This window comes from Modestobacter sp. SYSU DS0290, from assembly GCF_054050955.1.
On record NZ_JBJHAI010000006.1, the window covers coordinates 82,492 to 108,466 of the forward strand.

Sequence of the window (25,975 nt, forward strand, 5' to 3'; positions counted from 1 at the left end):
CCGGGTCAGCGGGTGCGGTCGGTGGGGTCGCCGTCGCCGTCGACCGTCCCGCCGGAGCTGTTCGGGGCGCCGTCGGCCGGGGCGGCCGGCGTGCGGACCTCCATCACCGCCGGGCGGGCCACGGTCACGACGACACCGGGGGCGATCTCGAGGTCGACGGTGCCCTCCCCGAGGCCGGCCACCGTGCCGTGGATGCCGCTGGTCAGCATGACCGGCGTGCCGACCGTCAGCGACTCCTGCAGGGCCTGGGCGTTGGCCTGCATCTTCTTGCGCTGCCGGGCCGGCAGCACGATGAGCAGGACGAACGCCAGGGCGAGCAGGACGAACGGGAAGAGCTGTTCCACGACTGGTGAGCCTCTCTACCGCGGCAGGTCGCGCGGTCGGTGCGGCCCGGGTGGGCCGCTCGGGTACATCGGCGCCGGGGCACCCTCATCCGCAGGGAGTGGTCCCGGGGCGAGGAACGTCGGCCCGGCAGGGCCGGGTTGCGCGCCAGCGCCGTGGAGTCTAGGCGTCGAAGAGGGTCTGTGACGACGCCCCGTCCGACAGCGGTTCACCGCTGCCCCCAGTGAGCGCAAGTCCCCCACGAGGCAGCGGGTGCCCCAGGTGGGAGAAGGCCGCCTCGGTGGCGACCCGGCCGCGTGGCGTGCGGGCGAGCAGCCCGGCGCGCACCAGGAACGGCTCGCAGACCTCCTCGACGGTGTGCGGCTCCTCCCCCACGGCGACGGCGAGCGTGGCCACCCCGACCGGTCCGCCGCCGAACTTGGTCACCAGCGCGTCGAGCACCGCCCGGTCCAGCCGGTCCAGGCCCAGCTCGTCGACGTCGTAGAGGGCCAGCGCGGCACGGGCGACGTCCCGGGTGATCCGGCCGTCGGCGCGCACCTCGGCGAAGTCCCGGACCCGGCGCAGCAGCCGGTTGGCGATCCGCGGGGTGCCCCGTGACCGGCCGGCGATCTCCGCCGACCCGTCGTCGGTGAGCTCGACCCCGAGCAGGTCGGCGCTGCGGGCCAGCACCCGCTGCAGCTCGGTGGGCTCGTAGAACTCCATCTGCCCGACGAAGCCGAACCGGTCACGCAGCGGGCCGGTGAGCAGGCCGGCCCGGGTGGTGGCGCCGACCAGCGTGAACGGGTTGATCTCCAGCGGGATGGCGGTCGCCCCCGGTCCCTTGCCGACGACGACGTCGACCCGGAAGTCCTCCATCGCCATGTACAGCAGTTCCTCCGCCGGGCGCGCGATGCGGTGGATCTCGTCGATGAACAGCACGTCGCCGGCGCCGAGGTTGGACAGCATCGCGGCCAGGTCGCCCGAGCGCTCGATCGCCGGACCGCTGGTGATCTTCACCGCCGTGCCCAGCTCGGAGCCGATGATCAGCGCGAGGCTGGTCTTGCCCAGTCCGGGCGGGCCGGAGAGCAGCACGTGGTCCGGCGGCCGGCCCCGGCGCCTGGCGCCCTCGAGGACCAGGTCGAGCTGGCGGGCCACCTTCGGCTGGCCGATGAAGTCGGCCAGCGAATGCGGGCGCAGCGCCGTCTCGACGACCCGCTCCTCGTCACCGGCGCCACCCGACAGCGGCCCTGACACCGATGCGGACTCCACGGAGAAGTCCCGGCCGTACCCCTCGGCGGCCTCGCCGGTCAGCGACCGGTCGAACGGGGAGCCCATCTCAGGCCCGGCCCAGGATCTGCAGCGCCTGCCGCAGCAGCACCGCGACCTGCACGCCGCCGGCGGCCTGCTGCTCGTCGGCGACCGGCTCCAGCGCGGCCAGCGCCGTCTCCGCCTCGCGGCCGGACCAGCCCAGCCCGACGAGCGCGGCGGTGAGCTGGTCCCGCCACGGGGCGACCGGGGTGACCGGCGCCAGCCCGGCGGGCAGCGGGCCGCCGTCGAGCGGGGTGTCGACGGCGGTCGTGCCGAGCCGGTCGCGCAGCTCCAGCACCAGCCGCTCCGCGCCCTTCTTCCCGATCCCCGGCACCTGCATCAGCGCCTTGAGGTCGCCCGTCGAGACCGCGCGGCGCACCTCGCGCGGCGGGTGGATCGCCAGCACGGCCTGGGCCAGCCGCGGCCCGACTCCGTTGGCGGTCTGCAGCAGCTCGAACAGCTGGCGCTCGTCGTCGTCGGCGAAGCCGTAGAGGGTGAGCGAGTCCTCGCGGACGACGAGGCTGGTGGACAACCGCGCCTGCTCGCCCACCTGCAGCCGGGCGATGGTGCCCGGGGTGCACTGCACCGAGAGCCCGACCCCGCCCACCTCGACGACGGCGCCGTCCGGGGAGACCGCGGCCACCCGGCCGTTGACCGAGGCGATCATCGGGCCGACACCCCCGTCCAGCGCGGCAGGGTGCGGGCACCCGGGAGCGGCGCACCGATCCCACCGGCCAGCGCGGCGGTGCGCAGCCGCTGCTGGGCCGGGGCCCGCCAGGTGTGGCAGATCGCCAGCGCCAGCGCGTCCGCGGCGTCGGCCGGCTTCGGCGCTGTGGTCAGGCCGAGGACGCGGGTGACCATCAGGGTGACCTGCTCCTTGTCAGCGCGCCCGTTGCCGGAGATCGCGGCCTTGACCTCGCTGGGCGTGTGCCAGGCGACGGGCAGGTCCGCCTGGGCGGCGGCCAGGGCGGCGACGCCGGCGGCCTGGGCGGTGCCGGTCGCCGTCCCCTTGTTGTTCTGGGTGAAGACGCGCTCGATGGCCACGGCGGTGGGCCGGTGCTCGCGCAGGAGGGCGGTCACGGCGGTGTGCACCTCCAGCAGCCGCAGTTCCAGGTCCAGGTCGGGGGACGTGCGCACCACGCCGACCCCCAGAGCGGTCGGCCGGGCACCGGGGCGCCCCTCGACCACACCCCAGCCACACCGGGTGAGGCCCGGGTCGATGCCGAGCACGCGCATGCCCACACTCCCACCTTCGCACGAACACCTGTTCGATGGGAACGCTAGCCGGGATCGGGACCGGACATGGACAGGACACGCCACCAGCCGTCGGCCCCGCTGCAGGGCCCCGCCGCGAGCCTGCGAGCGGCGGGGGGCAGCGGGGTCCTTCATGCGTCGGCGGTGACCTGCTCCATGACCTCGTCGGAGACGTCGTAGTTCGCGTAGACGTTCTGCACGTCGTCGAGGTCCTCGAGGGCGTCGATCAGCTTGAAGACCTTGGCCGCGCCGTCGACGTCGAGCTCCACCTGCACGCTGGGGACGAAGCCCATGTCGGCGGAGTCGTACTCGATCCCGGCCTCCTGCAGCGCGGTGCGGACGGCGACCATGTCGCCGGGCTCGCTGACCACCTCGAACGTGTCGCCGAGGTCGCGGACCTCCTCGGCCCCGGCGTCCAGCACGGCCAGCAGCACGTCGTCCTCGGTGTGGCCGGCGGCCGGCACGACGACGACGCCCTTGCGGGAGAAGAGGTAGGACACCGAGCCCGGGTCGGCCATGGTGCCGCCGTTGCGGGTCATCGCGGTGCGCACCTCCATCGCCGACCGGTTCTTGTTGTCGGTGAGGCACTCGATGAGCACCGCGACCCCGCCGGCGGCGTAGCCCTCGTAGGTGATGCCCTGGTAGTCGACGCCACCGGCCTCCAGGCCCGCGCCGCGCTTGACCGCCCGGTCGATGTTGTCGTTGGGGACCGAGGTCTTCTTCGCCTTCTGGATGGCGTCGAACAGCGTCGGGTTGCCCGCCGGGTCGCCGCCACCGGTGCGGGCCGCCACCTCGATGTTCTTGATCAGCTTGGCGAAGAGCTTGCCGCGCTTGGCGTCGATCCCGGCCTTCTTGTGCTTGGTCGTCGCCCACTTGGAATGGCCGCTCACGACTTACCTCCTCCACTGCCGGCGCCTGCGATGGCGCCGTCGGAACGCTGGTCCCGGGCACGGGCTGCCCGCACCAGTTCCACGAAGGACGCGTGCACCCGGGTGTCACCGGTGAGCTCGGGGTGGAAGCTGGTGGCCACCAGGGATCCCTGGCGGACGGCGACGATCTTACCGTCGGCCGGCCCGCCCACGACCCGGCCGAGGACCTCGACGCCTGCACCCGCCTCCTCGACCCACGGAGCGCGGATGAAGACGGCGTGCACGGGACCCCCGGCGACGCCGTCGACCTCGACCTCGTCCTCGAACGAGTCGACCTGGCGGCCGAAGGCGTTGCGGCGCACCGTCACGTCCAGCCCGCCGATGGTCTGCTGGCCCGCGGGCGCGTCCAGCACCCGGTCGGCGAGCAGGATCATCCCGGCGCAGGAGCCGTAGGTGGGCAGCCCGGCCCGGACGGCGTCCCGCAGCGGCTCGAGCAGCCCGGACCGCTGGGCCAGGTTCGCCATGGTGGTGGACTCCCCGCCCGGGAGGACCAGCCCGTCGACGGCGGCCAGCTCCGCGGGCCGCCGGACGCTCACCGCCCGGGCGCCGGCGGCGGTCAGCGCCGCCAGGTGCTCCCGGACGTCGCCCTGCAGGGCCAGCACGCCGACCACCGGGGGGCCGAGGAGGGTGCCGGTCACCAGCCGCGGGTGGCGTAGCGCTCGGACTCCGGCAGCGTGCTCACGTTGATGCCGACCATCGGCTCGCCCAGCCCGCGGGAGACCTTGGCGATCACCTCGGGGTCGTCGGCGAACGTGGTGGCCTGCACGATGGCGGCCGCGCGCAGCGCCGGGTCACCGGACTTGAAGATGCCCGAGCCGACGAAGACCCCTTCGGCGCCCAGCTGCATCATCATCGCCGCGTCGGCCGGGGTGGCGATGCCGCCGGCGGTGAACAGCACGACCGGGAGCTTGCCGGTACGGGCCACCTCGACGACCAGGTCGTGCGGGGCGCGCAGCTCCTTGGCCGCGACGAAGAGCTCGGTCTCGTCCAGCGTGCCCAGCCGCTTGATCCCCGCACGCAGCGCGCGCATGTGCCGGGTGGCCTCCACGACGTTGCCGGTGCCGGCCTCGCCCTTGGAGCGGATCATCGCCGCACCCTCGGCGATGCGCCGCAGCGCCTCGCCCAGGTCGGTGGCGCCGCAGACGAACGGCACGGTGAACGCGTGCTTGTCGATGTGGTGGGCCTCGTCGGCGGGGGTGAGCACCTCGGACTCGTCGACGTAGTCGACGCCGAGGCTCTGCAGCACCTGCGCCTCGACGAAGTGCCCGATGCGCGCCTTGGCCATCACCGGGATGGAGACCGCGTCGATGATCCCCTGCACCATGTCGGGGTCGCTCATCCGCGCGATGCCGCCCTGGGCGCGGATGTCGGCGGGGACCCGCTCGAGCGCCATGACGGCGACGGCGCCGGCGTCCTCGGCGATCCTGGCCTGCTCGGGGGTGACGACGTCCATGATGACGCCGCCCTTGAGCTGCTCGGCCATGCCGCGCTTGACCCGGTCGGTGCCGGTGCTGGGCTGGTGGTGGGGATCGAGCTGGGACACGGGGGCGGCCTCGCAGGTCGTGGAACGCGGACGGCCCAATGTACGGCGGCTCAGCCGCGGGCCCGCCCCACCCCGGAGGCGGCCCCGGCACCCGGGCCGGTGAGCACCGCGTCGAGGCCGTCGTCGATGTCGAAGTACCGCGGCAACGGGCGGCCGCGGTGCAGCCGCAGCACCCGGGCCGGCCGGCCGCGGCGCAGGACGAGCGTGTCGCGCACCGCGTCGTTGTAGAACCGACGGGCCAGCCCCACCCGCACGCCGGTGTCCTGCAGCTCCGGCGGGCGCACGTCGGGCGGGACCCGGCGGAGCAGGGCGCCCAGCCGGTTCTCCGCCGCCTCGCGGTCACCGGCCGTGGGCACGCGGGCCCCCGCTGCCGCCTCGGCCAGCGCGGTGGCCAGGTCGTGTCCGAGCTCGTCGGCCCGCTCGCGGGCCAGCGCCGCGGCCAGCTCCGCCCGCCGCACCAGCGCGGCGTCGAGCACCTCGCGGGCCCGCCGGACCCGCCCGGCCAGCCGCCGCAACCGGGTCAGCGTCCAGGCCGCCCAGCCCAGCGCGAGCACCGCCAGCACAGCGGCGGTGGGGAGCAGCCAGGCGGTGGTCATGGGACCTCAGGCTAGCGGCGGACCCGGCGGCGGAAGGCCCATGGCGCCGTGGCGCGTTCACCGAGTGGTCCGGCGACGTGCCCGAGCAGGGCGGCGTCGTCCTCGGTGGAGGCGGTCACCCCGGCCCCGCCGGGGGGCGCGACCGTCTCGTAGACCGCGAGGATGCGGCGCGCGACGACCGACCAGTCGTAGCCGGCGACGACCCGGCGTCCGGCGTCCTGCAGCGCGCTGCGGCGGTCCGGGTCGGCCAGCAGCCCGGTGAGCGCCGCGGCGAGCGCGGCGGCGTCGCCGCGGCGGACCAGCACCCCGGCGGCGCCGTCGCCGAGCACCCGGGCGAAGGCGTCGAGGTCGCTGGCGACGACCGGCGCGCCGGCGGCCATCGCCTCGAGCAGGATCACCCCGAAGGACTCCCCCATCAGGTTCGGCGCGCAGTAGACGTCGATGGACCGCAGGAACGCCGCCTTGCCCGGCTCGTCGACCTCCCCGAGCAGCGTGACGTGCGGGCGGAGCTCCTCCCCCACGAGCTCGGTGAGCTCCGCGGGGTCGCCGCGGCCGGCGATCAGCAGCTGGGCACCGGGGTGGGTGGCCACCACGGTCCGCATCGCCTCCAGCAGCACCGGCAGCCCCTTGCGGGGCTCGTCGTAGCGACCCAGGAAACCGATCGTGGGGCCGCCCGCACCGCGCCGGTGACCGGGCAGCGAGGGCCCCTCGGCGAAGGCCGGCACGTGCACCCCGTTGGGGATGACCACGGCGTCGCCACCGAGGTGCTCGACCTGGACGCGGCGGGCGAAGTCGGAGACCGCGATCCGGCCGTCCACCTTCTCCAGCCAGGGCCGGGCCCAGGGCCCGAGCGCCGCGAGCACCTTGGAGCGCGTGGTCGCCGCGTGGAACGTCGCGACGATCGGCCCCTGCGCGATGATGCACACGAGCAGCGACAGCGAGACCGAGGCCGGCTCGTGGACGTGCACGACGTCGAACCGCCCCTCGCGCAGCCAGCGGCGGGCCCGGGCTGCGGATACCAGCCCGAAGGACACGCTGGCCATCGAGCCGTTGTAGGGCACCGGCACCGCACGGCCGGCCCAGGTCACGTGCTCGGCCGGCAGGTTCTCCTCGTGCTCGGCGGGGGTGAGCACCTCGACGTGGTGCCCCAGCCCGCGCAGCGTCTCGGCGAGGTCGCGCACGTGGTACTGGACCCCGCCGGGCACGTCCCACGAGTAGGGGCACACCAGGCCGATGCGCATCAGCGGCTCCCCGGGTCCACCGGGTCGGGGCCGACGTCGGGCCAGATCCGGCCCAGCACGTGCCAGTCCTCGGGCCGCTCCGCGATGGTGCCGGCGAACGCGGTGGCCACCTGCTGCATGGCGGCACCCACCCGGTTCCGCAGCCGGCCGGGGCCGTCGACCGGGACCTCGGGGTGGACGACGAAGCGCCAGCCGGCACCGTCGAACTGGCAGACCGCCGGCAGCAGGGCCGCCCCGGTCTGCGCCGCGAGCAGCGCGGGGCCGCCGGGCATGGTGGTGGACCGGCCGAAGAACTCGACCGGCACGCCGTCGCCGGAGAGGTCGCGGTCGACCAGCAGGCAGGCGGTGCCGCCGCCGGCGAGCCACTCGCGCAGCACCGCCGACGCCGGCCGCTCCCCGCCGGTCAGCGGCAGGATCCGCATGCCCAGCCCCTCCCGGTAGTCGACGAAGCGCCGGTACAGCGACTCCGGCCGCAGCCGCTCGGCGACCGTGGCGAACGGGCCGCCCAGCCAGTCGATCAGCCACACCCCGGCCACGTCCCAGTTGCCGCTGTGCGGCAGGGCGATGACCGCACCCCGCCCCTCGGCGCCCACCCGCTCCAGGTGCTCTCGCCCGTCCATCGTGGCCCCGGCGAGCACCTGCTCGGTGCCCATCGCCGGCAGCCGGAACGCCTCCTGCCAGTAGCGCGCGTAGGAGCGCATCGCCCGGCGGGTGAGCTCGTCCAGGTCCCGGCCGTCGAGGCCGGTGACGACCCGCAGGTTGGCGCGCAGCTGGCGCACACCCCGCCCGTTGCGGGACGCGGCCCAGGACCCACCGGCCCGGAACGCCGCGGCGGCCACCGGCCCGGGCAGCAGTCGGACGGCGCGCCAGCCCGCCGCGTACCCGCTGTCGGTCAGCCGGTCGCGCAGTGCGTCGACCCGGCCGGGGCTCACGGCGCCGGGTCGGCGGCCGAGGTCGGGTCCGGCGCCGGCCGGGGAGCCGCCGGCAGCGTCCGGCCGCGGGACTGGCGGTGCACCTCGGCGAACCGCTGGGCCACGGTGATCGCGCTGCCGACCAGCAGCAGCCAGAGCGCGACGTGCACCGCGTAGGGGATGCCCAGGCCGGTGAAGCCGGTGCCGACCAGGACCAGGATCAGCCGCTCGGTGCGCTCCACGATCCCGACGTCACAGGTCAGGCCCACGCCCTCGGCCCGGGCCTTGACGTAGGAGGTGAGGATGCCGAGCACCAGGCAGATCAGCGCGAGCAGCACCAGCAGCCGGTTGTCACCGGCGCCCGAGTACCACCACGCCAGGCCGGCGAAGATCGCCGCGTCAGCAGCACGGTCGCCGGTGGAGTCCAGCACCGCGCCGAACACCGACCCGCCGCCGCGGGCGCGGGCCAGCGCCCCGTCGAGCATGTCGAGCAGGACGAAGACGGTGACGGTGGCCGCACCCCAGAACAGCCACCCGTTGCCGATCATGAAGACCGCCGCGGCGACGGCGCCGAGCGTGCCGGTGGCGGTGACCGCGTCGGCGGTCACCCCGGCCCGTACGAGACCGCGCACCACCGGCGCCCAGAAGCGGGCGACGGCCGGGCGCAGGTTGACCCCGAGCACTCAGGCCCCCGTACCGGCCGGCGTGCCCGCCGGCCAGGCGTCGGCGAGCAGCCGGCGGGTCTCGGTGAGCACCTGCGGCAGCACCCGGGTGAGCCCGACCACCGGCATGAAGTTGGTGTCCCCGCCCCACCGGGGCACGACGTGCTGGTGCAGGTGGTCGGCGATGCCGGCCCCGGCGATCGCGCCCTGGTTCATCCCGACGTTGAACCCGTGGGCGCCGCTCACCGACCGCACCACCCGCATCGCCGTCTGGGTGAACGCGCCCAGCTCGGCGACCTCCGCGGCGGTGAGGTCGGTGTAGTCGGGCACGTGCCGGTACGGCACGACCATCAGGTGCCCGGCGTTGTACGGGTAGAGGTTGAGCACCGCGTAGACGGTCTCCCCGCGGGCGACGACGAGGCCCTCCTCGTCGCCCAGGCCGGGGATCCGGTCGAACGGGCAGTCCTCGGCGGTGCTGGTGACCGGCTTGTTCTCCCCGCGGATGTAGGCCATCCGGTACGGGGTCCACAGGTGCTCGAACCCGGCCGAGGGCCCCCCGTCGTCGTTGACGACGGGGATCCGCAGCTCCTCCTGGGCGTCGGTCATCCGGCAGCCACGGGCTCGCCGGCAGTCTCGGCCGCCGTCGGGTCGGTGTTGGTGCGGGCGGCGACCCAGGCCACGACCTGCTCCACGGCCTCGGCGACCGGGACCCCGTTGCGCTGCGAGCCGTCGCGGTAGCGGAACGAGACCGCTCCCGCCTCGGCATCGGTGGCCCCGGCGAGGAGCACGAACGGGATCTTCTGCTTGCTGGCGGTGCGGATCTTCTTCTGCATCCGGTCGTCGGAGTCGTCGATCTCCACCCGGATGCCCCGGTCCCGCAGCTGCCGGGCCACGTCGGTCAGGTAGGGCACCTGCTCGTCGGTGATCGGGATGCCGACCACCTGGACCGGCGCCAGCCAGGCGGGGAACGCGCCGGCGTAGTGCTCGGTGAGGACGCCGAAGAACCGCTCGATCGAGCCGAACTTCGCCGAGTGGATCATCACCGGCTGCTGCCGGGTGCCGTCGGCGGCGCTGAACTCCAGACCGAACCGGGCCGGCTGGTTGAAGTCGTACTGGATGGTCGACATCTGCCAGGTGCGGCCGATCGCGTCGCGGGCCTGGACGGAGATCTTCGGGCCGTAGAACGCGGCGCCGCCCGGGTCGGGCACCAGCTCCAGACCGGTCTCCCGCGCCGCCTCCTCCAGCACCGCGGTGGCGACGGCCCACTCCTCGTCGGAGCCGATGAACTTCTCCGACTCCCCGCGGGTGGACAGCTCCAGGTAGTAGTCGTCCAGGCCGAAGTCGCGCAGCAGCCCCAGCACGAACGCCAGCAGGTGCCGGATCTCCCCCGGCGCCTGCTCGGGGGTGACGTAGCTGTGCGAGTCGTCCTGGGTCAGCCCGCGGACCCGGGTCAGGCCGTGCACGACGCCGGACTTCTCGTAGCGGTACACCGAGCCGAACTCGAAGAACCGCAGCGGGAGCTCCCGGTAGGACCGCCCGCGCGACCGGAAGATCAGGTTGTGCATCGGGCAGTTCATGGCCTTGAGGTAGTACTTCGAGTTCTCCAGGTCCATGGCCGGGAACATGGTGTCCTCGTAGTACGGCAGGTGACCCGAGGTCTCGAACAGCCCGCCCTTGCTGATGTGCGGGGTGCCGACGTAGTCGAACCCCTCCTCGATGTGCCGGCGGCGGACGTAGTCCTCCATCTCCCGCTTCACCACCCCGCCCTTGGGGTGGAAGACCACCAGGCCGGAGCCGATCTCGTCGGGGAAGCTGAACAGGTCCAGCTCGACGCCGAGCCGGCGGTGGTCACGGCGCTCGGCCTCGGCGAGCTGCTCCAGGTACGCCTTGTGCGCGTCCTTGCTCTCCCAGGCGGTGCCGTACACCCGCTGCAGCTGGGGGTTCTTCTCGCTGCCCCGCCAGTAGGCGGCGGCGCTGCGGGTGAGGGAGAACGCCGGGATGCTGCTGGTGCGCGGCACGTGCGGCCCACGGCACAGATCGGTCCACACCCGCTCGCCGGTGCGCGGGTCGAGGTTGTCGTACATGGTCAGCTGCGCGCCGCCCACCTCCACCGAGGCGCCGTCGTCCGCGCCGTCGTCCCCGGCGCCGCCCTTGAGCCCGATCAGCTCCAGCTTGAACGGCTCGTGCGCGAGCTCGGCGTGCGCGGCGTCGTCGCCGATCTCCCGGCGGCGGAAGTGCTGGCCCTGCTTGACGATCGCCTGCATGCGCTTCTCCAGCGCCTGCAGGTCCTCCGGGGTGAACGGCCGCTCGGGGTCGAAGTCGTAGTAGAAGCCGTTCTCCACCGGCGGGCCGATGCCCAGCCGGGTGCCCGGGAACAGGTCCTGCACCGCCTGGGCGAGCACGTGCGCGGTGGAGTGCCGGATCACCGCGCGCCCGTCGTCGCTGGAGGCCGGCACCGGCTCGACCTCGGCGTCGACCTCCGGGGTCCAGGCCAGGTCCTTGAGGTCACCGGTGGCCACGTCCCGGACGACGACGGCGGCGTCGGCGCCCTTCAGCGCCACCCCGGCGTCCTTGAGCGCCTGCAGCGCCGTCGTCCCGGCCGGGACCCGGATCGGGGTGACGGCGGTCGGGGAGGGCGGGGCGGACACTCGAGCTCCTGGGGGTCGGCGCGGTCCGGCCGGTCGGCCGGGACCTTGAGCCTAGTGCGCCACCGGCCCTGTCCGGTTCACCCGGTGACGATCCGGAGGCCGTCGGCGACGGCGCCGCGGGCGTCGAGCACCGCGCTGATCCGGGCGGTGCTGACCGGGTCGGCCGGCACCAGGGTGACGGCGTCGGCGCCCAGCTGGATCCGCACCGGCACCGCCTCGGCCCGGACCACGGTGAACCGGCCGTCCGCGCCGCGGGTGAAGGTGAACCGGGCGATGACCGAGTCCTCGGTGTCGTGGCCGCGGGTGGCGTGCTCGGCGAGGTGGTTGCCCAGGCCGTACGCCGCCCATTCACCGTCGATCTGCTCGAAGGGCTGGACGACGTGTGCGTGGTGGCCGAGCACCAGGTCGACGTCGGGCGAGGCCAGCAGGGTGCGCACCGCCTCCTCCTGGGCCGGGAGCGGCGCGGAGTCGTACTCGGCGCAGCAGTGCACGCTGGCCACCACCACCTCCGCGCCCGCCGCCCGGGCGGCGGCGGCGTCGGCGAGCACCCCGCTGACGTCGGGCACGTCGAAGGTGTCGACGGCGAAGGGCGCGTCGGCCGGCAGCGGCACCCCGTTGAGCGAGAACGTCGTCGCCACGTGCCCGACCCGCACGCCCCCCACGTCCACGACGGTCGGGGCCTCCCCCGCCGTGCGGTGGGTGCCGGTGTGCGCGATCCCCGCGGCGTCCAGGGTGTCCAGGGTGCGGACCAGCCCGGCGAACCCGGCGTCCAGCGAGTGGTTCGAGGCGGTGGAGCACAGGTCGTACCCGGCCCCCGCCAGCGCGTCGACGATCTCGGGCTGCACGGCGAAGGCCGGGTAGCCCGAGTACGGCCCCCCGGCCGGCGCGACCGGCGTCTCCAGGTGGCAGATGGCCAGGTCCGCGGCCTGCAGCACCGGGGCGACCGGTGCGAACACGGCGGAGAAGTCCCAGGAGCCGTCCGGCTGCTGGGCGCCGCGGGTGAGGGCGCGGCCCTGGTGCACCAGCACGTCCCCGGTGGCGACCAGGGTGAAGGAGTCCGGCGGCTCGGGGGCCGCCGGGGTGGGTGCCGTGGACGGCGCCGACGACGGCGCGGCGTTGGTGGCGTCCGCCGTCCCGGGCTCGCCGGCGCCGCACCCGGCCGTCAGCGCCAGCAGCGTCAGGGCCGAGCCCGTGGCCAGCACCAGTCCCCGTCCACCGCGCACGCGGCGCACCCTAGCGACCGGGCGCCCGTCCCCGGGCCCGGCGCGCGGGCTCAGTCCAGCAGCTCGACCGGGTCGCCCGCGGCGACCCGGCCGGGGGTGACCACCTCCGCGTACACGCCCAGGCAGTGCTTCGGGGTGCGGACCACGTCCAGCACGGCCTCGCCGACCCGCACCCGCCGGCCGACCCAGCTCCGCTCGTCGGCAGCGGGCAGGTGCAGCAGGAGGTTGGCCCGCGGGTCGTCGGCCGAGCAGCCCTCGGGGACCTCCCCGGCCTCGGCGCGGTCGATCGCCTCGCGGGACACCAGGTGCACGGCGGCGGCGTCGACCTGCGGGCCGGCCCCCGAGGCCGCCAGCCGCACCGGCCGGCCCAGCACCTCGGTCAGCGTGATCGTGTCGGCCTCGGCGTCCCCGGTGGCGACGACCTCGCGCAGCTGCGGCGTGGTCTTCACCGTGACGCGCTCCCCGGTGTCCGCGTCGACCACCGACCAGGCGCGGTCACCGCGCAGCCCGGCCGCGTCGACCTCCGCCTCGGCGACCGTCCGGCCGGCCAGCGACTTCACCGGGTACACCGACACCTGACCCACGCTGCCCACCACGTTCGCCGAGCTCCCGTCACCCATGCCCGGGACGCTACGCGGCGCTCCCCTGGCGGCGCAGCCGGCGCAGCTGGGCGTCCAGGTAGGGCCGCGCCCGGCGCTGCCCGCCCCGCCGGGCGATCGCCTCGGCGAGCGAACCGAGGACCCGGACCAGCCGCTCCTCGTCCGGCTCCCAGCCCCGCCGGCGGCACTCCGCCAGCCAGTCGACCGGCCCGACGTGGCCGCGGGCACCGTTGCACCGGCCGCAGGCAGCGACCTCGTTCTCCGCCCACGACGGGCCGCCCTTGACCCGGGGCACCAGGTGCTCGGTGGTGGGGCGCACCAGGGCGGAGAAGGACCGCCCGCACCAGACGCAGGTAGCGCCGTCCCGCACCAGCGCCGCGGCGCGCCGCGCCGCGCGATCGGGTTGCACCCGGCCCATGGTCCCCGCGATCGGCGGGCCGCGCCGTCAGCGCCGGCGGCTGCGCTCACCGGCGACGTCCGGCCGCCGCACCTGCAGCATCCCGACCGCCCGCCGCTGCACCTGCCCCGCCCGGCGGAACTGCTCCCGGGTGCGCCGCGGCGAGCTCGCCGACCACACCACCTCGGCCCGCGGGGGCCCCTCCCCCGCCGCGTCCTCCGCCTGCAGCAGCGCCAGCAGCTCGGCGAGGCGGTCGTCGTCGGCCAGGAGCGCGCCCAGGTCGCCGCCGTCGGGCTGCGCCGCCAGGAACGCCGAGACCCGGCCGGCGACGGCCGGCCCGAAGACGGCGCCGGCGGTGTCCTGCAGGAAGGCCACCGCGTCGTCGACCGGCTGCCCCTCCTCCAGCGCCCGCTCCACGCTCAGCCACGCGCGCAGGGTGAACAGGTCGGGGCCACCGGGGAGGGTCACGTCGGCATCGTGCCACCAAGCGTCCCGGGCCCCGGGACGACGACGGCCCCCGACCTGATCAGGTCGGGGGCCGCATCCGGTGGGCGATACTGGGTTCGAACCAGTGACCTCTTCGGTGTGAACGAAGCGCTCTACCACTGAGCCAATCGCCCGGACGCCGATGATTCTGCCAGACGCTCAGCGCCAGAGTGGCACCCACCCCGGGACCCACCCCGGAACGCCCATCACGTGCAGGGTCACGCACAGCACCGCGTAGACGAACGCGGCGGTGAGCAGGGCGAACGACAGCCGCACCCAGATCGGCTGCCGGGTCAGCCAGGTGGTCCAGCGACCCACGTGATGGCGGGTGAACTGCAGCAGCCGCTCTGCCCAGGTGAACTCCGAGGCGAGCACGAACAGCCCGGCGATGACGGTCAGCCAGCCGGGCCCGGGGAGCGGGATGGTGACGACCCCCACCGCGACGACCAGCCCGCCGACGATCCCCACCCCCACCCGGTAGGGGGCGTCCAGGGTGCGCCGGGCCGCGATGCGCCGCCGCCAGGCGCTCTCCGCGACCCGCTCGCGCAGGCTGTGCACGCCGTCGTCGGCGAACCGCTCCCGCCGCTCGGCGACGCGCTCCTGGTGGCGGTCGTCGTGCTCGCCGGGTGCCGTCATCGCGTCCTGACCGCTCAGCTCGTCACCTGCCCCTTCGCGACGATCTCCGTGGGTTCCGCCGGAGCCTGCCGGCCGGGTTCGATGCTGACGGCGTAGGCGCCGTACTCGTCCAGCCCGGCCGCCGCAGAGCCTACGGAAAGCAGCTCCATCCGTGGGGAAACGACGTCGAACTCCCCGATGGCCACCGGAGAGCCGTCGGACACCCCCCAGACGACGTAGGTGCTGTCCGCGGTGTCGTTCGGTGCCAGGCCGGTGGAGAGCACCTGCACCTGCCCGTCCCGGGCGACCACGGTGGCGACCTGCCGGCCGTCCTCCTCGGTCAGCGGCGCGATGGTCGCCCGCCCCGGGACCAGCAGCTCCTCGAGCACCTCCGACCGCTGGGCGGCCAGCGCCCGGGCGTCGTCCCGGTCACCGGCCAGGACGACGTTCCAGGCACCCAGCGCCAGCACCGCCGCCACGCCCGCGGCCACGAGGGCGGTGGGGAGCACCCGGCGCCAGGCCGGCCGGAGGTCGGGCTCGCCCCGACGCCGCGGCGCCACCAGGTCCAGGCCGCCGCCGGCCGGGCGGTCGCCGGTCCGCGCGGCCGCCGGGAGCGCCCGGTCGGCAGGAGCCGCCGGCTGCTGCGCGGGGGGCGGCTCGGGACGGCGGACCTGCTCGGTCTCCTCGACCGCGACCCGGAGCCGGTCCCGGAGGCCGTCGGAGGGCTCGGCTGCGGGCAGGTCGGCGGCCAGCGCCCCCATCACCTGCTGGGTGTCGGCGACGGTCCGTGCGCACCGGGCGCAGCTGGGCAGGTGGGCGGCGAACCGGTCCTCGTCCTCGGGCTCCAGGGCGTGCAGGGCCCAGCCGACGGCGAGTTCGTCCCACGCCCGGTGGTCGTCGCCGGGAGCGGTGCCCGGGGCTGCGGGGTCGGTCATCGCGAGGTCCCGTCTGCGGTCGTGCCGCCGGGCACACCGGTGCCCAGCGCGTCCTTGAGCCGGCGCATGCCGGCGAGCATGCGCGTCTTCACCGTGCCCAGGGGGGCGCCGGTGAGCGCAGCGACCTCCCGCTGGGTGTACCCGCCGTAGTAGGCCAGCGTCAGCGCCTCCCGCTGGGAGTCCGGCAGCGACTGCAGCGCGGTGCGCACGCGCGCCGCGGCGACCCGGTCCGCCGCCTCGTCGGCGACGTCGGAGACCGCGACCGGCGCCGCCAGGGCCAGCTCGTCCTCCGCCCGGGCCTGCCGACGGCGGTGCGACTCCTCGCGGCGCACGGCGTCGACCGCCTTGTGGTGGACCATGGCCAGCAGCCAGGAGGCGACCGTTCCCCGGCTGCCGTCGAAGGCGCCCGGGTCCCGCCAGACGGTGAGGAACACGTCCTGCAGCACGTCCTCGGCCAGGACGTCGTCGGCGATCACCCGGCGGGCCAGCGCGAACGCCGGCCGGCGGAACCGCTCGAACAGGTCCTCGACCGCCGTCCGGTCACCCGCGACCATCCGCTGGAGCAGCTGCCGGTCGGCCGCACCGTCGTCCGGGCGGCGCAGCGGTCGGCTCACGAGGCCCATGGTCACATGGAGGGTTCGCCCGCTCCCCCGCCACCGGTTCACCGGTCCGCGCCGGACACCCGTTCGGGTGGTCGCATGGGGCGGGTGTGACTGGCGGGACGGATGGGGTGCGACACGCCGCAGGGGGGCGTCACCTCCCCCACGGTTGGTCGTTGTGAAGGACATGGCGCGCTTCCCGAGGTCCGGCTGCACGGCTCGAACGACCCTCCACCTGGTCGGCCCGCAGTCCTGGACGGCGGTTCCGGCGGCGCTGGTCTACGACTCCGCCGACCCCTTCGCCGTGCGGATCCGGTTCGGCGACGCCGGCGACGACCCGGCCGACGCCCTCGCCGAGGCCCTCGCGGACGAGCTGCCCGCCGGTGACCTGATCGACGACGAGGTCCTCGACGACGCGGAGGACGACGGCGTCGAGTGGCTGCTCAGCCGGGAGTTGCTGCGCGCCGGGCTCACGGCGCCCGTCGGCGACGGCGACGTCCGGCTCTGGCCGGCCCGCGGCGGGCTCGACGTGCTCTTCCTGCAGCTGCGGGCGCCCTCCGGCGAGGCGCTGTTCGAGCTGTCGGCCGCCGCCGTGGGCGACTTCCTGCGCGAGAGCGAGCTGCTGGTGCCCACGGGCACGGAGAGCGACGCCTCCTCGGTCGACGAGGAGCTGTCCGAGCTGCTCCGCGGCGGCACCGACAACCCCACCGCACTGTGACCCGCGAGGTCGTCCCGCAGGCCGCTGACCTGGGCGGACACCCCTGCGCGACACCCCGGGTACCCCCCGGGTTTGGACCCCCTGAGGGCATCGGTTAGAGTTCTTCCCGTTGCACAGCGCAGTACGCAACAGCACGCGGACGTGGCTCAGTGGTAGAGCATCACCTTGCCAAGGTGAGGGTCGCGGGTTCGAATCCCGTCGTCCGCTCGGAACTCCCGGGCGCTGGTCGTAGACCGGCGCCCGGCGTGCGGTGGAGTGGCCGAGAGGCGAGGCAACGGCCTGCAAAGCCGTCTACACGGGTTCAAATCCCGTCTCCACCTCGGCGCCACCCCTGCGGTGAGTCGACGGGGGAGGCGGATCCGGCCAGCGGGCCGGAACGGGCGATTGGCTCAGCGGTAGAGCGCTTCCCTGACACGGAAGAGGTCACTGGTTCGATCCCAGTATCGCCCACCAGCCGGAGAGGCCCCCAGGTCAGCTGACCTGGGGGCCTCTCCGCGTTCAGCCGCGGGATCCGCATCGCGGCCCGATCAGCCGACCGGCACCCCGTCAGCCGCGGCGCGCAGCGCCGCGACGTCCAGCTTGGTCATGCCCAGCATCGCCTGCACGGCCCGCTGGGCCCGCGCCGGATCGGGGTCGGCGAACACCTCGGCCGTGCCCGCCGGGATGATCTGCCAGCTGAGCCCGTAGCGGTCCTTCAGCCAGCCGCACTGGCTCTCCGTGCCCCCGTCGCCGACGAACCGGTCCCACAGCCGGTCGACCTCGGCCTGGTCGGCGCAGTTCACCTGCAGGGACACCGCCTCGGTGAACGGGAACTGCGGCCCGCCGTTGATCCCGTCCAGCCGGATGCCGGCCACCTCGAACTCCACGCTCATCACCGCGCCGGCCGGGCCGGGCGCGCCCTCGGGGTACCGGGCGGTGGACACGATGCGCCCGTCCCCGAACACGTCGATGTAGTAGTTCGCCGCCTCCTCTGCCTGGGTGTCGAACCAGAGGCTGGGGACGATCTTCTGGGTCATGGCGCGTCCTCTCGGATCGGCGGGCCGGCTGCCCGCACGGGGGAACGCAGCACAGACCCTCCCGGTCGCGCGGACTCATCGGTCCCGGGCTCAGCCCGCCGGCGACGCCACGCGCTCGGCCCAGAAGCGCTCCACCTGGCCGGCCAGCGCCGCCGGGTCGCCGTCGTTGGACAGCACGACGTCGGCGACCGCGCGCCGCTGCTCGTCGGTGGCCTGGCTGGCGATCCGCGCCCGGGCGTCGTCCTCGGTGAGCCCGCGCTCGACCAGCCGGGACACCCGGGTGTCCACCGGCGCCTCGACGACCAGGACGAGGTCGTGGGAGCCGGCCTGACCGGTCTCGACCAGCAGGGGGACGTCCTGGACCACGACGGCGTCCTCCGGCGCCGCAGCGACCAGCTCAGCGGCGCGGGCACGCACCCGGGGGTGGACGATCCCGTCCAGCCGGGCCCGCGCCGCGGGGTCGCTGAACACGATCGACGCCAGCGCCGGCCGGTCGAGCGAGCCGTCGGCGGCCAGCACGCCCTCACCGAAGGCAGCAACGACCTCGGCCAGTCCCGGCGTGCCCGGCGCGACCACCTCCCGGGCCAGCCGGTCGGCGTCGATCACGAGCGCACCGCGCTCGGCCAGCAGCGAGGCCACCGTGCTCTTGCCCGATCCGATGCCACCGGTCAGCCCGATCCTCAGCACACCGGCGACCCTAGTGACCCGGGCGCCCGTTGGTCACAGAGAGGTAACGCGGAGCGCCGCCCGGCGTGCCTCACCAGTCACAGCAGTCACAGGACCTACCTTTCGTCCCGGTGGACTTCCCCCGCCACAGGAGAGAGGCAGTGACCATGTCCCGCAGCACGCTCGACGGCCAGCAGTCGGCCCACGGCACCTCCCGCCGTGGCCGTCACCGCATCGACGTCCCCGGCGGTGTCCGTTGCTCCGAGCTGCCGGGCGTCCGCGAGCGGCTGCCGCAGCGTCGGACCTCGTCCTTCCTCCGGGCCCTGCTGCCCACCGTCGCCTCCGGCCGTCACACCTGGGACTTCCTGGCCAACGCCGGCGGCCGCCCCCGCACCGCGTTCGCGATCATCCTCAGCCTCTGAGCCCCAGCCTCTGCACCTCGGAGCGGCGCCCCGCCCGCTCGGCGTGCGACCCACGGCAGCCAGGTCACGGCAGACCTCGCGCTGATCCGGTCAGGGACGACCGGACACCGGCCCGCACGCTCACCGACGACGGCCCCGTCGACCATCATCCGGTCGGCGGGGCCGTCGTCATGTCCGGACCGAGCCGCGCCCGCCGTCCCGTACTGCGGCCCCTCCCCCGAGCCAGGAGCACGCACGATCAGCTGAGCTGATCCAAGGCGGGCGGGGCGGGGATCGGGGCCGGGAACGACAGTGCGCCGCCCACCCCGGAGGGTGGACGGCGCACTGTTCAGGTGCTGCTCAGCAGAACCGGGAGGTCACTCCCCGCCGGCGAGCTTCGCCCGCAGCGCGGCCAGCGCCTCGTCGGAGGCGAGGGTGCCCCCGCCACCGCCGCCACCGACGGTGGAGGCGGTGTCGCCCTCCGGCTCGGCGGCGCTGGAGTAGCTGCCGCCGGCAGCGGCCTCGGCGTCGGCCTCCTTCGCCGCGGCGATCTGCTTGCGGTGCGCCTCGAAGCGGGCCTGGGCCTCGGCGTACTGCTTCTCCCACGTCTCGCGGGCCTCGTCGTAGCCCTCGAGCCACTCGCCGGTCTCGGCGTCGAAGCCCTCGGGGTAGATGTAGTTGCCCTGCTCATCGTAGGACGCGGCCATGCCGTAGGCGGCCGGGTCGAACTGGTCGTCGTCGCCGACGACGCCCTCGTTGGCCTGCTTGAGGGACAGCGAGATCCGGCGGCGGTCCAGGTCGATGTCGATGACCTTGACCAGGATCTCGTCGCCGACCTGCACGACCTGCTCCGGGATCTCCACGTGGCGCTCGGCCAGCTCGGAGATGTGGACCAGGCCCTCGATGCCCTCGTCGACCCGGACGAACGCACCGAAGGGCACCAGCTTGGTGACCTTGCCGGGCACGACCTGGCCGATCTGGTGGGTCCGGGCGAACTGACGCCACGGGTCCTCCTGCGTCGCCTTCAGCGACAGCGAGACCCGCTCACGGTCCAGGTCGACGTCGAGGACCTCGACGGTGACCTCCTGGCCGACCTCGACGACCTCGGACGGGTGGTCGATGTGCTTCCAGGACAGCTCGGAGACGTGCACCAGGCCGTCCACGCCACCCAGGTCGACGAACGCGCCGAAGTTGACGATCGAGGAGACGACGCCGGTGCGGACCTGGCCCTTGGCGAGCTTGTTGAGGAACTCGCTGCGCACCTCGGACTGGGTCTGCTCCAGCCACTGACGGCGGGACAGGACCACGTTGTTGCGGTTCTTGTCCAGCTCGATGATCTTCGCCTCGAGCTCGCGGCCCACGTAGGGCTGCAGGTCGCGGACGCGACGCATCTCGACCAGCGAGGCGGGGAGGAACCCGCGCAGGCCGATGTCGAGGATCAGGCCGCCCTTGACGACCTCGATGACGGTGCCGGTGACGACCTCGTCGGCTTCCTTCTTCGCCTCGATCGTGCCCCAGGCGCGCTCGTACTGCGCGCGCTTCTTGGACAGGATGAGACGGCCTTCCTTGTCCTCCTTCTGGAGGACGAGGGCTTCCACCTCGTCGCCGACGTTGACGACCTCGGTCGGGTCGACGTCGTGCTTGATGGACAGCTCGCGCGAGGGGATGACGCCCTCGGTCTTGTAGCCGATGTCCAGCAGCACCTCGTCCCGGTCGACCTTGACGATCACGCCTTCGACGATGTCGCCGTCGTTGAAGTACTTGATGGTCTGGTCGATCGCGGCGAGGAAGTCCTCGGCGGTGCCGATGTCGTTGACCGCGATCTGCGGGGTGCTGTCGGGACGGACCTGGGTGGAGGTCATGTGGTCGAGTGCTCCGGACGGGGGGTGCGAAGGGACAGGGGAACCCGTGACCAGGCGGCCGCGGGCGGTACGAACAGGGGGCGACGGTGTGCGCGCCCTCCTGGTGAGGAGGACAACACCACAGACCTCTGGCGCAATTCCCCATGGTACGGACGGCGACTGGGCAGGTCCACCACGGGTCCGGGCGGTGTGCCGCGCTCCGGCGTGTCACGATCGGCGCGCCATGGACCCCGCCCCGGAGCCCCGCTCCGCTCCCCTCCCCCTGGCCGCCGACGGCTACCCGGCGGCCGGCGACGTCACCCGCCGCCCGGTCGGCCAGGCCGAGTCCGCCCGGGCCAACCGGGGCTGGTGGGACGCGGCCGCGCCGGCCTACCTCGCCGAGCACGGCACCGACCTGGGCGACGCCGACTTCCTGTGGTGCCCCGAGGGGCTCCGCGAGGCCGACGCGCACCTGCTCGGTGACGTCACCGGCCGGCGGGTGCTGGAGATCGGGTGCGGTTCGGCGCCCTGCTCCCGGTGGCTGCGCGGGGCCGGCGCCGACCCGGTCGCACTGGACGTCTCCGGCGGGATGCTCGCCCGGGCCGCGGAGCTGAACCGGGCCACCGGCCTGGCGGTGCCGCTGCTGCAGGCCGACGCCGGTGCCCTGCCGCTGGCCACCGACAGCGTCGACCTGGCGTGCTCGGCCTTCGGCGGACTGCCGTTCGTCGCCGACGCGCAGGCGGTGCTCACCGAGGTCGCCCGGGTGCTCCGGCCGGGCGGGCGCTTCGTCGCCTCGGTGAACCACCCGATGCGCTGGCCGATGCCGGACTCCCCCGACCCGGAGGACCTGCGGGTCGTCTCCTCCTACTTCGACCGCACTCCCTACGTGGAGACCGACGGCGCCGGGCGGACGGTCTACGTCGAGCACCACCGCACGGTCGGCGACTGGGTGCGCGCGGTCGTCGGCGCGGGCCTGGTGCTGCGTGACCTGGTGGAGCCAGAGTGGACCCCGGGGCGCAGTCAGACCTGGGGGCAGTGGTCCCCCGAGCGGGGAGCGCTCGTCCCGGGCACGCTCGTGCTGGTCTGCGAGCTGCCCGATCGACCGGAGGAGACCGCATGGACGAGCTGACCGACCAGGCGCCCACCCTGGACGACACCCCCCACCCGACCGTGGACGACGCCGCCTGCCGGGCACTGGAGGGCGCCACGGAGACCGCCGTCCTGGTGCTGCTGCCCGAGGCCGAGCCGGTGGTCGGTGACCACCGGCGCCAGTTCGACGTGTCGGCGTCCTGGGGGGTGCCGGCGCACGTCACCGTCGTCTACCCGTTCGTGCCGCCCAACCAGGTGGACGACGGCGTGCTCGCCGGACTGGCCCGCGCGGTCGCCGGGCAGCCGGCCTTCGACTGCGAACTCGACCGCACCGCCTGGTTCGGCGAGGAGGTGCTGTGGCTGGCCCCGGCCGACGAGGAGCCGTTCCGCCGGCTCACCGCCGCCGTCGTCGACGCCTTCCCCGACCACCCGCCCTACCTCGGGGCGCACGGCACCGACCCCAGCCCGCACCTGTCGGTCGCCGAACGGCGTCTGGGTGACGAGGCCGGTCTGCGCACCGTCGAGGAGGCGGTCCGGGAGCACCTGCCGATCCGGTCGCGGGTCGCCACGGTGAGCCTGTTTGCCGGCTCGCGGGAACCCGGCTCCTGGCACCCCGTCGCCGAGTTCCCGCTGGCCGCCGCCCCGGCCTGATGCGTCAGTGGGCGGCGGCGTCCCAGCTGGCGCCGACCCCCACCGAGACCTCCAGCGCCACCGAGAGCTGCGCCGCGCCGGCCATCTCCCGGCGCACCAGGGCCTCCAGCTGCTCCCGCTCCCCTGGGGCCACCTCGAGCACGAGCTCGTCGTGGACCTGCAGCAGCATCCGCGAACTCAGCCCCTCGGCCTCGATCGCCCGCTCCACGCCGAGCATGGCGACCTTGATGACGTCGGCGGCCGAGCCCTGGATCGGGGCGTTGAGCGCCATCCGCTCGGCCATCTCCCGGCGCTGCCGGTTGTCGCTGGTCAGGTCGGGCAGGTACCGGCGCCGGCCCAGCGTGGTCTCGGTGTAGCCGGTCTGCCGGGCGTCGTCCACCACGCCGTCCAGGTAGTCGCGGATGCCGCCGAACCGCTCGAAGTAGGCGTGCATCTGCGCGCGCGCCTCCTCCGGGGTGATCCGCAGCTGCTGGGCCAGCCCGTAGGCGGACAGGCCGTAGGCCAGGCCGTAGCTCATCGCCTTGATCCGGCGGCGCATCTCCGGGTCGACCTGCTCGATCGGGATGCCGAACGCCCGGGAGGCGACGAAGGAGTGCAGGTCCTCCCCCGAGGTGAACGCCTCGATCAGGCCCGCGTCCTCGGAGAGGTGGGCCATGATCCGCATCTCGATCTGGCTGTAGTCGGCGGTCATCAGCGACTCGTAGCCCGGGCCGACCACGAACGCCTGCCGGATCCGCCGACCCTCGGCGCTGCGGATCGGGATGTTCTGCAGGTTGGGGTCGGTGGAGCTGAGCCGGCCGGTGGCCGCGATCGTCTGCTGGTAGGTGGTGTGGATCCGCCCGGCGTCGTCGACCATCGGGATCAGCCCGTCGATGACGGTGCGCAGCCGGGTGACGTCCCGGTGCCGGAGCAGGTGCTCGAGGAACGGGTGACCGGTGGAGGCCAGCAGCGAGGTGAGCGCCTCGGCGTCGGTGGTGTACCCGGTCTTGTTCTTCTTGGTCTTCGGCAGGCCCAGCTCGTCGAACAGCACCGCCTGCAGCTGCTTGGGCGAGCCGAGGTTGATCTCCTTGCCGATGACCGCGTACGCCTCCTGGGCGGCCTCGGTGACCTCGGCGGCGAACTCCTTCTGCAGCTCGTGCAGGAAGTCCAGGTCCGCGGCGATGCCGCGGCGCTCCATGGCGGCCAGCACCCGGGTCAGCGGCAGCTCGATGTCACCGAGCAGCTGGTCCCCACCGCGCTGGCCGAGGACCTGCTCCAGCGCGTCGGAGAGGTCGTTGACCGCGACCGCCTTGAGCACGTCGGCGTGCGCCGCCTCCGCGGCGACGTCGGCCTCGGTGGGGCCGAGCCCGTCGAGGGTCAGCTGGCCCTCGGGGGCGGCGGCGTCCTTGAGCTCGCGGCGCAGGTAGCGGACCGCCAGGTCACCGAGGTCGAACGAGCGCTGACCGGGGTTGGCCAGGTAGGCGGCGAGCGCGGTGTCGCTGACCAGGCCGCGCAGCTCCCACCCGCGCGCCCAGACGGCCAGCAGCGGCCCCTTGACCTCGTGCACGACCTTGGGCGCGGCCGGGTCGGCGAGCCAGTCGGCCAGCGCCTGCTCGTCGGCGGCGTCCAGGTCCGGGCCGACGTCGACGAAGGTGGCGTGGTCGTCGGCCGCGGCCAGTGCCAGGCCGGCGAGCTCCCCGGTGCCCCGGCCCCACGTGCCCCGGAAGACGATGCCGGTGTGCCCGGTGCGGGCGTGCGCGGCCAGCCAGTCGCCGAGCCCGCCGGCCGGCACCTCGTCGGCGGTGACCTCGAAGCCGCCGTCCACCTCCGGCTCGGCGCTGGAGAGGGTGGCGAACAGCCGGTCGCGCAGCACCCGGAACTGCAGGTTGTCGAAGAGGGTGTGCACCTCGTTGCGGTCCCAGGGCTGGACGGCGAGGTCGGCCGGGCCCACCTCCAGCGGCACCTGCCGGTCGAGCTCGGTGAGCCGCCGGTTCTGCAGCACCTGGGAGAGGTGGTCGCGCAGCTTCTCCCCCACCTTGCCCTTGACGGTGTCGACCTGGTCGACCAGGGCGTCCAGCGACCCGTACTCGCGCACCCACTTGGCCGCGGTCTTCTCCCCCACGCTCGGGATGCTGGGCAGGTTGTCGCTCGGGTCGCCGCGCAGCGCGGCGAAGTCCGGGTACTGGACCGGGCTCAGGCCGTACTTGGCCTCGACCTCCTCCGGGGTGAACCGGGTCAGGTCGGAGACGCCCTTGCGGGGGTAGAGCACCGTCACGTGCTCGTTGACCAGCTGCAGCGCGTCGCGGTCACCGGTGCAGATCAGCACGTCCATGCCCTGCTCGACCGCCTGGACTGCGAGCGTGGCGATGACGTCGTCTGCCTCGTACCCCTCGGCGGTGATCACCGGGACGTGCAGCGCCCCCAGGACCTCCTGCACCAGGCTGACCTGGCCGCGGAAGTCGGTGGGGCTCTCGGCCCGGTTGGCCTTGTAGTCGGCGTAGATCTCGCTGCGGAAGGTCTTCCGGCTGACGTCGAAGGCGACCGCCAGGTGCGAGGGCTGCTCGTCGCGCAGCACGTTGATCAGCATCGACGTGAAGCCGTAGACCGCGTTGGTCGGCTGCCCGGTGGTGGTGGAGAAGTTCTCCACCGGGAGGGCGAAGAAGGCCCGGTAGGCCAGCGAGTGGCCGTCGAGGAGGAGCAGCCGCGGGCGAGTGCCCTCGGTGGTCGAGGGGGTGGCGGACGCGGGGGCGGAGACCGGAGCGGACATCGCCGCGATCCTAGAAGGACCCCGGTGCACCCCACCGCTCGCGAGCTCGCGGCGGGCCCCTGCACCGGGGCCGCCGGTTACCGTCCGCAGATGACCACCCCACGACCTGACTGGCTGCCGGCCGACACGCAGGGGCCCCTCGACGACAAGCTGGGCATCCGGATCACCGAGTGGGACCCCGACCGCCTGGTCGCGACCATGCCGGTGGCCGGCAACGAGCAGCCCTTCGGCCTGCTGCACGGCGGGGCGACCTGCGCGCTGGCCGAGAGCATCGGGTCCTGGGCGGCGGTGCTGCACGCCGGCCCCGGCGGGTCCGTGGTCGGCATCGAGCTCAACGCCAGCTACCTCAGCGGCGCGCGTTCCGGCCTCGTCACCGCGGTGTGCACGCCGGTGCGGCGCGGGCGAACCCTGGCCACCTTCCTCATCTCGGTCTCCGACGACGCCGGCCGGCCGACGGCCAGCGCCCGGCTGACCTGCATGATCCGGGCGGCGCGCACGGCCCCGCCGCGCTGAGTCCCCGGCCGGTGGCGCGCGACCGATCGTTAGCACACCGGCGTGTCGCAGATGGGTCACGAAGCGT

29 protein-coding genes and 4 tRNA genes are annotated in these 25,975 nt (G+C 74.4%); 8 read left to right on the forward strand and 25 right to left on the reverse strand.

Going from position 1 to position 25,975, the window contains the following annotated elements; genetic code table 11:
• Positions 1–5: 5 nt before the first annotated feature.
• The 21 genes from yajC to ACI795_RS07820 all read right to left on the reverse strand — a co-directional run bounded on the left by yajC (position 6) and on the right by ACI795_RS07820 (position 16,291).
• A complete protein-coding gene (yajC, locus tag ACI795_RS07720; RefSeq protein ID WP_457074883.1) occupies positions 6–344 on the reverse strand; it encodes a preprotein translocase subunit YajC in 339 nt (112 codons plus the stop codon).
• Between the two features lie 160 nt (positions 345–504).
• Positions 505–1,656, reverse strand: a complete 1,152-nt coding sequence (gene ruvB, locus ACI795_RS07725; protein ID WP_457074884.1) for a Holliday junction branch migration DNA helicase RuvB — start codon at positions 1,654–1,656, stop codon at positions 505–507.
• Position 1,657: 1 nt separating this feature from the next.
• Entirely contained in the window at positions 1,658–2,296 is a 639-nt protein-coding gene (gene ruvA / locus ACI795_RS07730; protein WP_457074885.1) for a Holliday junction branch migration protein RuvA, read from the reverse strand.
• Positions 2,293–2,865, reverse strand: coding sequence for a crossover junction endodeoxyribonuclease RuvC (gene ruvC, locus ACI795_RS07735; protein WP_457074886.1), 573 nt, complete (start codon positions 2,863–2,865; stop codon positions 2,293–2,295). Before ruvC ends, ruvA begins: the two co-directional genes overlap by 4 nt.
• A gap of 149 nt (positions 2,866–3,014) precedes the next feature.
• The gene (locus ACI795_RS07740) at positions 3,015–3,773 is read right to left on the reverse strand and encodes a YebC/PmpR family DNA-binding transcriptional regulator (RefSeq protein ID WP_457074887.1); all 759 of its coding nucleotides are present in this window, start codon (positions 3,771–3,773) and stop codon (positions 3,015–3,017) included.
• Complete coding sequence (gene pdxT / locus ACI795_RS07745) at positions 3,770–4,450, reverse strand: pyridoxal 5'-phosphate synthase glutaminase subunit PdxT (protein ID WP_457074888.1); 681 nt, start codon at positions 4,448–4,450, stop codon at positions 3,770–3,772. Before pdxT ends, ACI795_RS07740 begins: the two co-directional genes overlap by 4 nt.
• The gene (pdxS, locus tag ACI795_RS07750) at positions 4,447–5,355 is read right to left on the reverse strand and encodes a pyridoxal 5'-phosphate synthase lyase subunit PdxS (RefSeq protein ID WP_457074889.1); all 909 of its coding nucleotides are present in this window, start codon (positions 5,353–5,355) and stop codon (positions 4,447–4,449) included. Before pdxS ends, pdxT begins: the two co-directional genes overlap by 4 nt.
• Before the next feature lie 50 nt (positions 5,356–5,405).
• Complete coding sequence (locus ACI795_RS07755) at positions 5,406–5,951, reverse strand: hypothetical protein (protein WP_457074890.1); 546 nt, start codon at positions 5,949–5,951, stop codon at positions 5,406–5,408.
• Positions 5,952–5,962: 11 nt separating this feature from the next.
• Positions 5,963–7,192, reverse strand: a complete 1,230-nt coding sequence (locus ACI795_RS07760) for a glycosyltransferase family 4 protein (protein ID WP_457074891.1) — start codon at positions 7,190–7,192, stop codon at positions 5,963–5,965.
• Complete coding sequence (locus ACI795_RS07765; RefSeq protein ID WP_457074893.1) at positions 7,192–8,124, reverse strand: phosphatidylinositol mannoside acyltransferase; 933 nt, start codon at positions 8,122–8,124, stop codon at positions 7,192–7,194. Before ACI795_RS07765 ends, ACI795_RS07760 begins: the two co-directional genes overlap by 1 nt.
• Entirely contained in the window at positions 8,121–8,786 is a 666-nt protein-coding gene (gene pgsA, locus ACI795_RS07770; RefSeq protein ID WP_457074894.1) for a phosphatidylinositol phosphate synthase, read from the reverse strand. The genes ACI795_RS07765 and pgsA overlap by 4 nt, the downstream gene beginning before the upstream one ends.
• A complete protein-coding gene (locus ACI795_RS07775) occupies positions 8,787–9,371 on the reverse strand; it encodes an HIT family protein (RefSeq protein ID WP_457074895.1) in 585 nt (194 codons plus the stop codon).
• Entirely contained in the window at positions 9,368–11,413 is a 2,046-nt protein-coding gene (gene thrS / locus ACI795_RS07780; RefSeq protein ID WP_457074896.1) for a threonine--tRNA ligase, read from the reverse strand. The genes ACI795_RS07775 and thrS overlap by 4 nt, the downstream gene beginning before the upstream one ends.
• Positions 11,414–11,490: 77 nt before the next feature.
• Positions 11,491–12,636, reverse strand: a complete 1,146-nt coding sequence (locus ACI795_RS07785; protein ID WP_457074897.1) for a CapA family protein — start codon at positions 12,634–12,636, stop codon at positions 11,491–11,493.
• A gap of 50 nt (positions 12,637–12,686) precedes the next feature.
• Positions 12,687–13,256, reverse strand: a complete 570-nt coding sequence (locus ACI795_RS07790; RefSeq protein WP_457074898.1) for an MOSC N-terminal beta barrel domain-containing protein — start codon at positions 13,254–13,256, stop codon at positions 12,687–12,689.
• Between the two features lie 10 nt (positions 13,257–13,266).
• On the reverse strand, positions 13,267–13,653 hold the full coding sequence (locus tag ACI795_RS07795) for an HNH endonuclease (protein ID WP_457074899.1): 387 nt from the start codon (positions 13,651–13,653) through the stop codon (positions 13,267–13,269).
• A gap of 27 nt (positions 13,654–13,680) precedes the next feature.
• On the reverse strand, positions 13,681–14,100 hold the full coding sequence (locus ACI795_RS07800; RefSeq protein WP_457074900.1) for a hypothetical protein: 420 nt from the start codon (positions 14,098–14,100) through the stop codon (positions 13,681–13,683).
• 80 nt (positions 14,101–14,180) lie between these two features.
• Positions 14,181–14,252: transfer RNA gene (locus ACI795_RS07805), tRNA-Val, on the reverse strand.
• Between the two features lie 25 nt (positions 14,253–14,277).
• Positions 14,278–14,754, reverse strand: a complete 477-nt coding sequence (locus ACI795_RS07810) for a TIGR02611 family protein (RefSeq protein WP_457074901.1) — start codon at positions 14,752–14,754, stop codon at positions 14,278–14,280.
• A 14-nt stretch (positions 14,755–14,768) separates the two neighbouring features.
• A complete protein-coding gene (locus ACI795_RS07815; protein WP_457074903.1) occupies positions 14,769–15,668 on the reverse strand; it encodes an anti-sigma factor domain-containing protein in 900 nt (299 codons plus the stop codon).
• Positions 15,665–16,291: a sigma-70 family RNA polymerase sigma factor gene (locus ACI795_RS07820; RefSeq protein ID WP_457074905.1), complete on the reverse strand. Its 627-nt coding sequence runs from the start codon at positions 16,289–16,291 to the stop codon at positions 15,665–15,667. Before ACI795_RS07820 ends, ACI795_RS07815 begins: the two co-directional genes overlap by 4 nt.
• Positions 16,292–16,454: 163 nt before the next feature.
• Between ACI795_RS07820 and ACI795_RS07825 the strand changes: the two genes are divergently transcribed.
• The 4 genes from ACI795_RS07825 to ACI795_RS07840 all read left to right on the forward strand — a co-directional run bounded on the left by ACI795_RS07825 (position 16,455) and on the right by ACI795_RS07840 (position 17,438).
• On the forward strand, positions 16,455–16,985 hold the full coding sequence (locus ACI795_RS07825; protein WP_457074906.1) for an SsgA family sporulation/cell division regulator: 531 nt from the start codon (positions 16,455–16,457) through the stop codon (positions 16,983–16,985).
• Between the two features lie 135 nt (positions 16,986–17,120).
• Positions 17,121–17,192, forward strand: a tRNA-Gly gene (locus ACI795_RS07830).
• Positions 17,193–17,234: 42 nt separating this feature from the next.
• Positions 17,235–17,305, forward strand: a tRNA-Cys gene (locus tag ACI795_RS07835).
• A gap of 58 nt (positions 17,306–17,363) precedes the next feature.
• Positions 17,364–17,438: transfer RNA gene (locus ACI795_RS07840), tRNA-Val, on the forward strand.
• Positions 17,439–17,512: 74 nt separating this feature from the next.
• Here the strand turns inward: ACI795_RS07840 and ACI795_RS07845 are convergent.
• Both ACI795_RS07845 and coaE read right to left on the reverse strand, forming a co-directional pair.
• A complete protein-coding gene (locus ACI795_RS07845) occupies positions 17,513–18,001 on the reverse strand; it encodes a VOC family protein (protein ID WP_457074907.1) in 489 nt (162 codons plus the stop codon).
• A gap of 90 nt (positions 18,002–18,091) precedes the next feature.
• Positions 18,092–18,688 (reverse strand): dephospho-CoA kinase, encoded by a 597-nt coding sequence (coaE, locus tag ACI795_RS07850; protein ID WP_457074908.1) that lies wholly within the window; start codon positions 18,686–18,688, stop codon positions 18,092–18,094.
• A 146-nt stretch (positions 18,689–18,834) separates the two neighbouring features.
• On the opposite strand from coaE, the gene ACI795_RS07855 reads away from it, so the two are divergent.
• Complete coding sequence (locus ACI795_RS07855) at positions 18,835–19,089, forward strand: hypothetical protein (RefSeq protein ID WP_457074909.1); 255 nt, start codon at positions 18,835–18,837, stop codon at positions 19,087–19,089.
• 356 nt (positions 19,090–19,445) lie between these two features.
• Here ACI795_RS07855 and rpsA read toward each other — a convergent pair whose 3' ends face one another.
• Positions 19,446–20,930, reverse strand: a complete 1,485-nt coding sequence (rpsA, locus tag ACI795_RS07860) for a 30S ribosomal protein S1 (RefSeq protein WP_457074911.1) — start codon at positions 20,928–20,930, stop codon at positions 19,446–19,448.
• A gap of 223 nt (positions 20,931–21,153) precedes the next feature.
• Here rpsA and ACI795_RS07865 point away from each other — a divergent pair, with 223 nt between their 5' ends.
• Together ACI795_RS07865 and ACI795_RS07870 are read left to right on the forward strand one after the other, a co-directional pair.
• Positions 21,154–22,038 carry a class I SAM-dependent methyltransferase gene (locus ACI795_RS07865; RefSeq protein WP_457074913.1) on the forward strand — a complete coding sequence of 295 codons (885 nt, stop codon included), beginning with the start codon at positions 21,154–21,156 and terminating at the stop codon, positions 22,036–22,038.
• Positions 22,026–22,649 carry a 2'-5' RNA ligase family protein gene (locus ACI795_RS07870; RefSeq protein ID WP_457074915.1) on the forward strand — a complete coding sequence of 208 codons (624 nt, stop codon included), beginning with the start codon at positions 22,026–22,028 and terminating at the stop codon, positions 22,647–22,649. The genes ACI795_RS07865 and ACI795_RS07870 overlap by 13 nt, the downstream gene beginning before the upstream one ends.
• A 4-nt stretch (positions 22,650–22,653) precedes the next feature.
• Here the strand turns inward: ACI795_RS07870 and polA are convergent, their stop codons facing one another.
• Entirely contained in the window at positions 22,654–25,395 is a 2,742-nt protein-coding gene (polA, locus tag ACI795_RS07875) for a DNA polymerase I (RefSeq protein ID WP_457074916.1), read from the reverse strand.
• Between the two features lie 90 nt (positions 25,396–25,485).
• Between polA and ACI795_RS07880 the strand changes: the two genes are divergently transcribed.
• Positions 25,486–25,908 (forward strand): PaaI family thioesterase, encoded by a 423-nt coding sequence (locus tag ACI795_RS07880; RefSeq protein ID WP_457074917.1) that lies wholly within the window; start codon positions 25,486–25,488, stop codon positions 25,906–25,908.
• The last annotated feature ends 67 nt before the right edge of the window (positions 25,909–25,975 follow it).

Excerpts from the sequence above, each read along its gene's own strand:
- ruvB (WP_457074884.1), bottom strand. The coding sequence starts at position 1,656 with ATGGGCTCCCCGTTCGACCGGTCGCTGACCGGCGAGGCCGCCGAGGGG.
- ruvA (WP_457074885.1), bottom strand. The coding sequence starts at position 2,296 with ATGATCGCCTCGGTCAACGGCCGGGTGGCCGCGGTCTCCCCGGACGGC.
- ruvC (WP_457074886.1), bottom strand. The coding sequence starts at position 2,865 with ATGCGCGTGCTCGGCATCGACCCGGGCCTCACCCGGTGTGGCTGGGGT.
- ACI795_RS07755 (WP_457074890.1), bottom strand. The coding sequence starts at position 5,951 with ATGACCACCGCCTGGCTGCTCCCCACCGCCGCTGTGCTGGCGGTGCTC.
- ACI795_RS07760 (WP_457074891.1), bottom strand. The coding sequence starts at position 7,192 with ATGCGCATCGGCCTGGTGTGCCCCTACTCGTGGGACGTGCCCGGCGGG.
- ACI795_RS07775 (WP_457074895.1), bottom strand. The coding sequence starts at position 9,371 with ATGACCGACGCCCAGGAGGAGCTGCGGATCCCCGTCGTCAACGACGAC.
- ACI795_RS07790 (WP_457074898.1), bottom strand. The coding sequence starts at position 13,256 with ATGGGTGACGGGAGCTCGGCGAACGTGGTGGGCAGCGTGGGTCAGGTG.
- ACI795_RS07795 (WP_457074899.1), bottom strand. The coding sequence starts at position 13,653 with ATGGGCCGGGTGCAACCCGATCGCGCGGCGCGGCGCGCCGCGGCGCTG.
- ACI795_RS07810 (WP_457074901.1), bottom strand. The coding sequence starts at position 14,754 with ATGACGGCACCCGGCGAGCACGACGACCGCCACCAGGAGCGCGTCGCC.
- ACI795_RS07815 (WP_457074903.1), bottom strand. The coding sequence starts at position 15,668 with ATGACCGACCCCGCAGCCCCGGGCACCGCTCCCGGCGACGACCACCGG.
- ACI795_RS07820 (WP_457074905.1), bottom strand. The coding sequence starts at position 16,291 with ATGGGCCTCGTGAGCCGACCGCTGCGCCGCCCGGACGACGGTGCGGCC.
- ACI795_RS07825 (WP_457074906.1), top strand. The coding sequence starts at position 16,455 with ATGGCGCGCTTCCCGAGGTCCGGCTGCACGGCTCGAACGACCCTCCAC.
- ACI795_RS07845 (WP_457074907.1), bottom strand. The coding sequence starts at position 18,001 with ATGACCCAGAAGATCGTCCCCAGCCTCTGGTTCGACACCCAGGCAGAG.
- ACI795_RS07855 (WP_457074909.1), top strand. The coding sequence starts at position 18,835 with ATGTCCCGCAGCACGCTCGACGGCCAGCAGTCGGCCCACGGCACCTCC.
- rpsA (WP_457074911.1), bottom strand. The coding sequence starts at position 20,930 with ATGACCTCCACCCAGGTCCGTCCCGACAGCACCCCGCAGATCGCGGTC.
- ACI795_RS07865 (WP_457074913.1), top strand. The coding sequence starts at position 21,154 with ATGGACCCCGCCCCGGAGCCCCGCTCCGCTCCCCTCCCCCTGGCCGCC.
- ACI795_RS07870 (WP_457074915.1), top strand. The coding sequence starts at position 22,026 with ATGGACGAGCTGACCGACCAGGCGCCCACCCTGGACGACACCCCCCAC.
- polA (WP_457074916.1), bottom strand. The coding sequence starts at position 25,395 with ATGTCCGCTCCGGTCTCCGCCCCCGCGTCCGCCACCCCCTCGACCACC.
- ACI795_RS07880 (WP_457074917.1), top strand. The coding sequence starts at position 25,486 with ATGACCACCCCACGACCTGACTGGCTGCCGGCCGACACGCAGGGGCCC.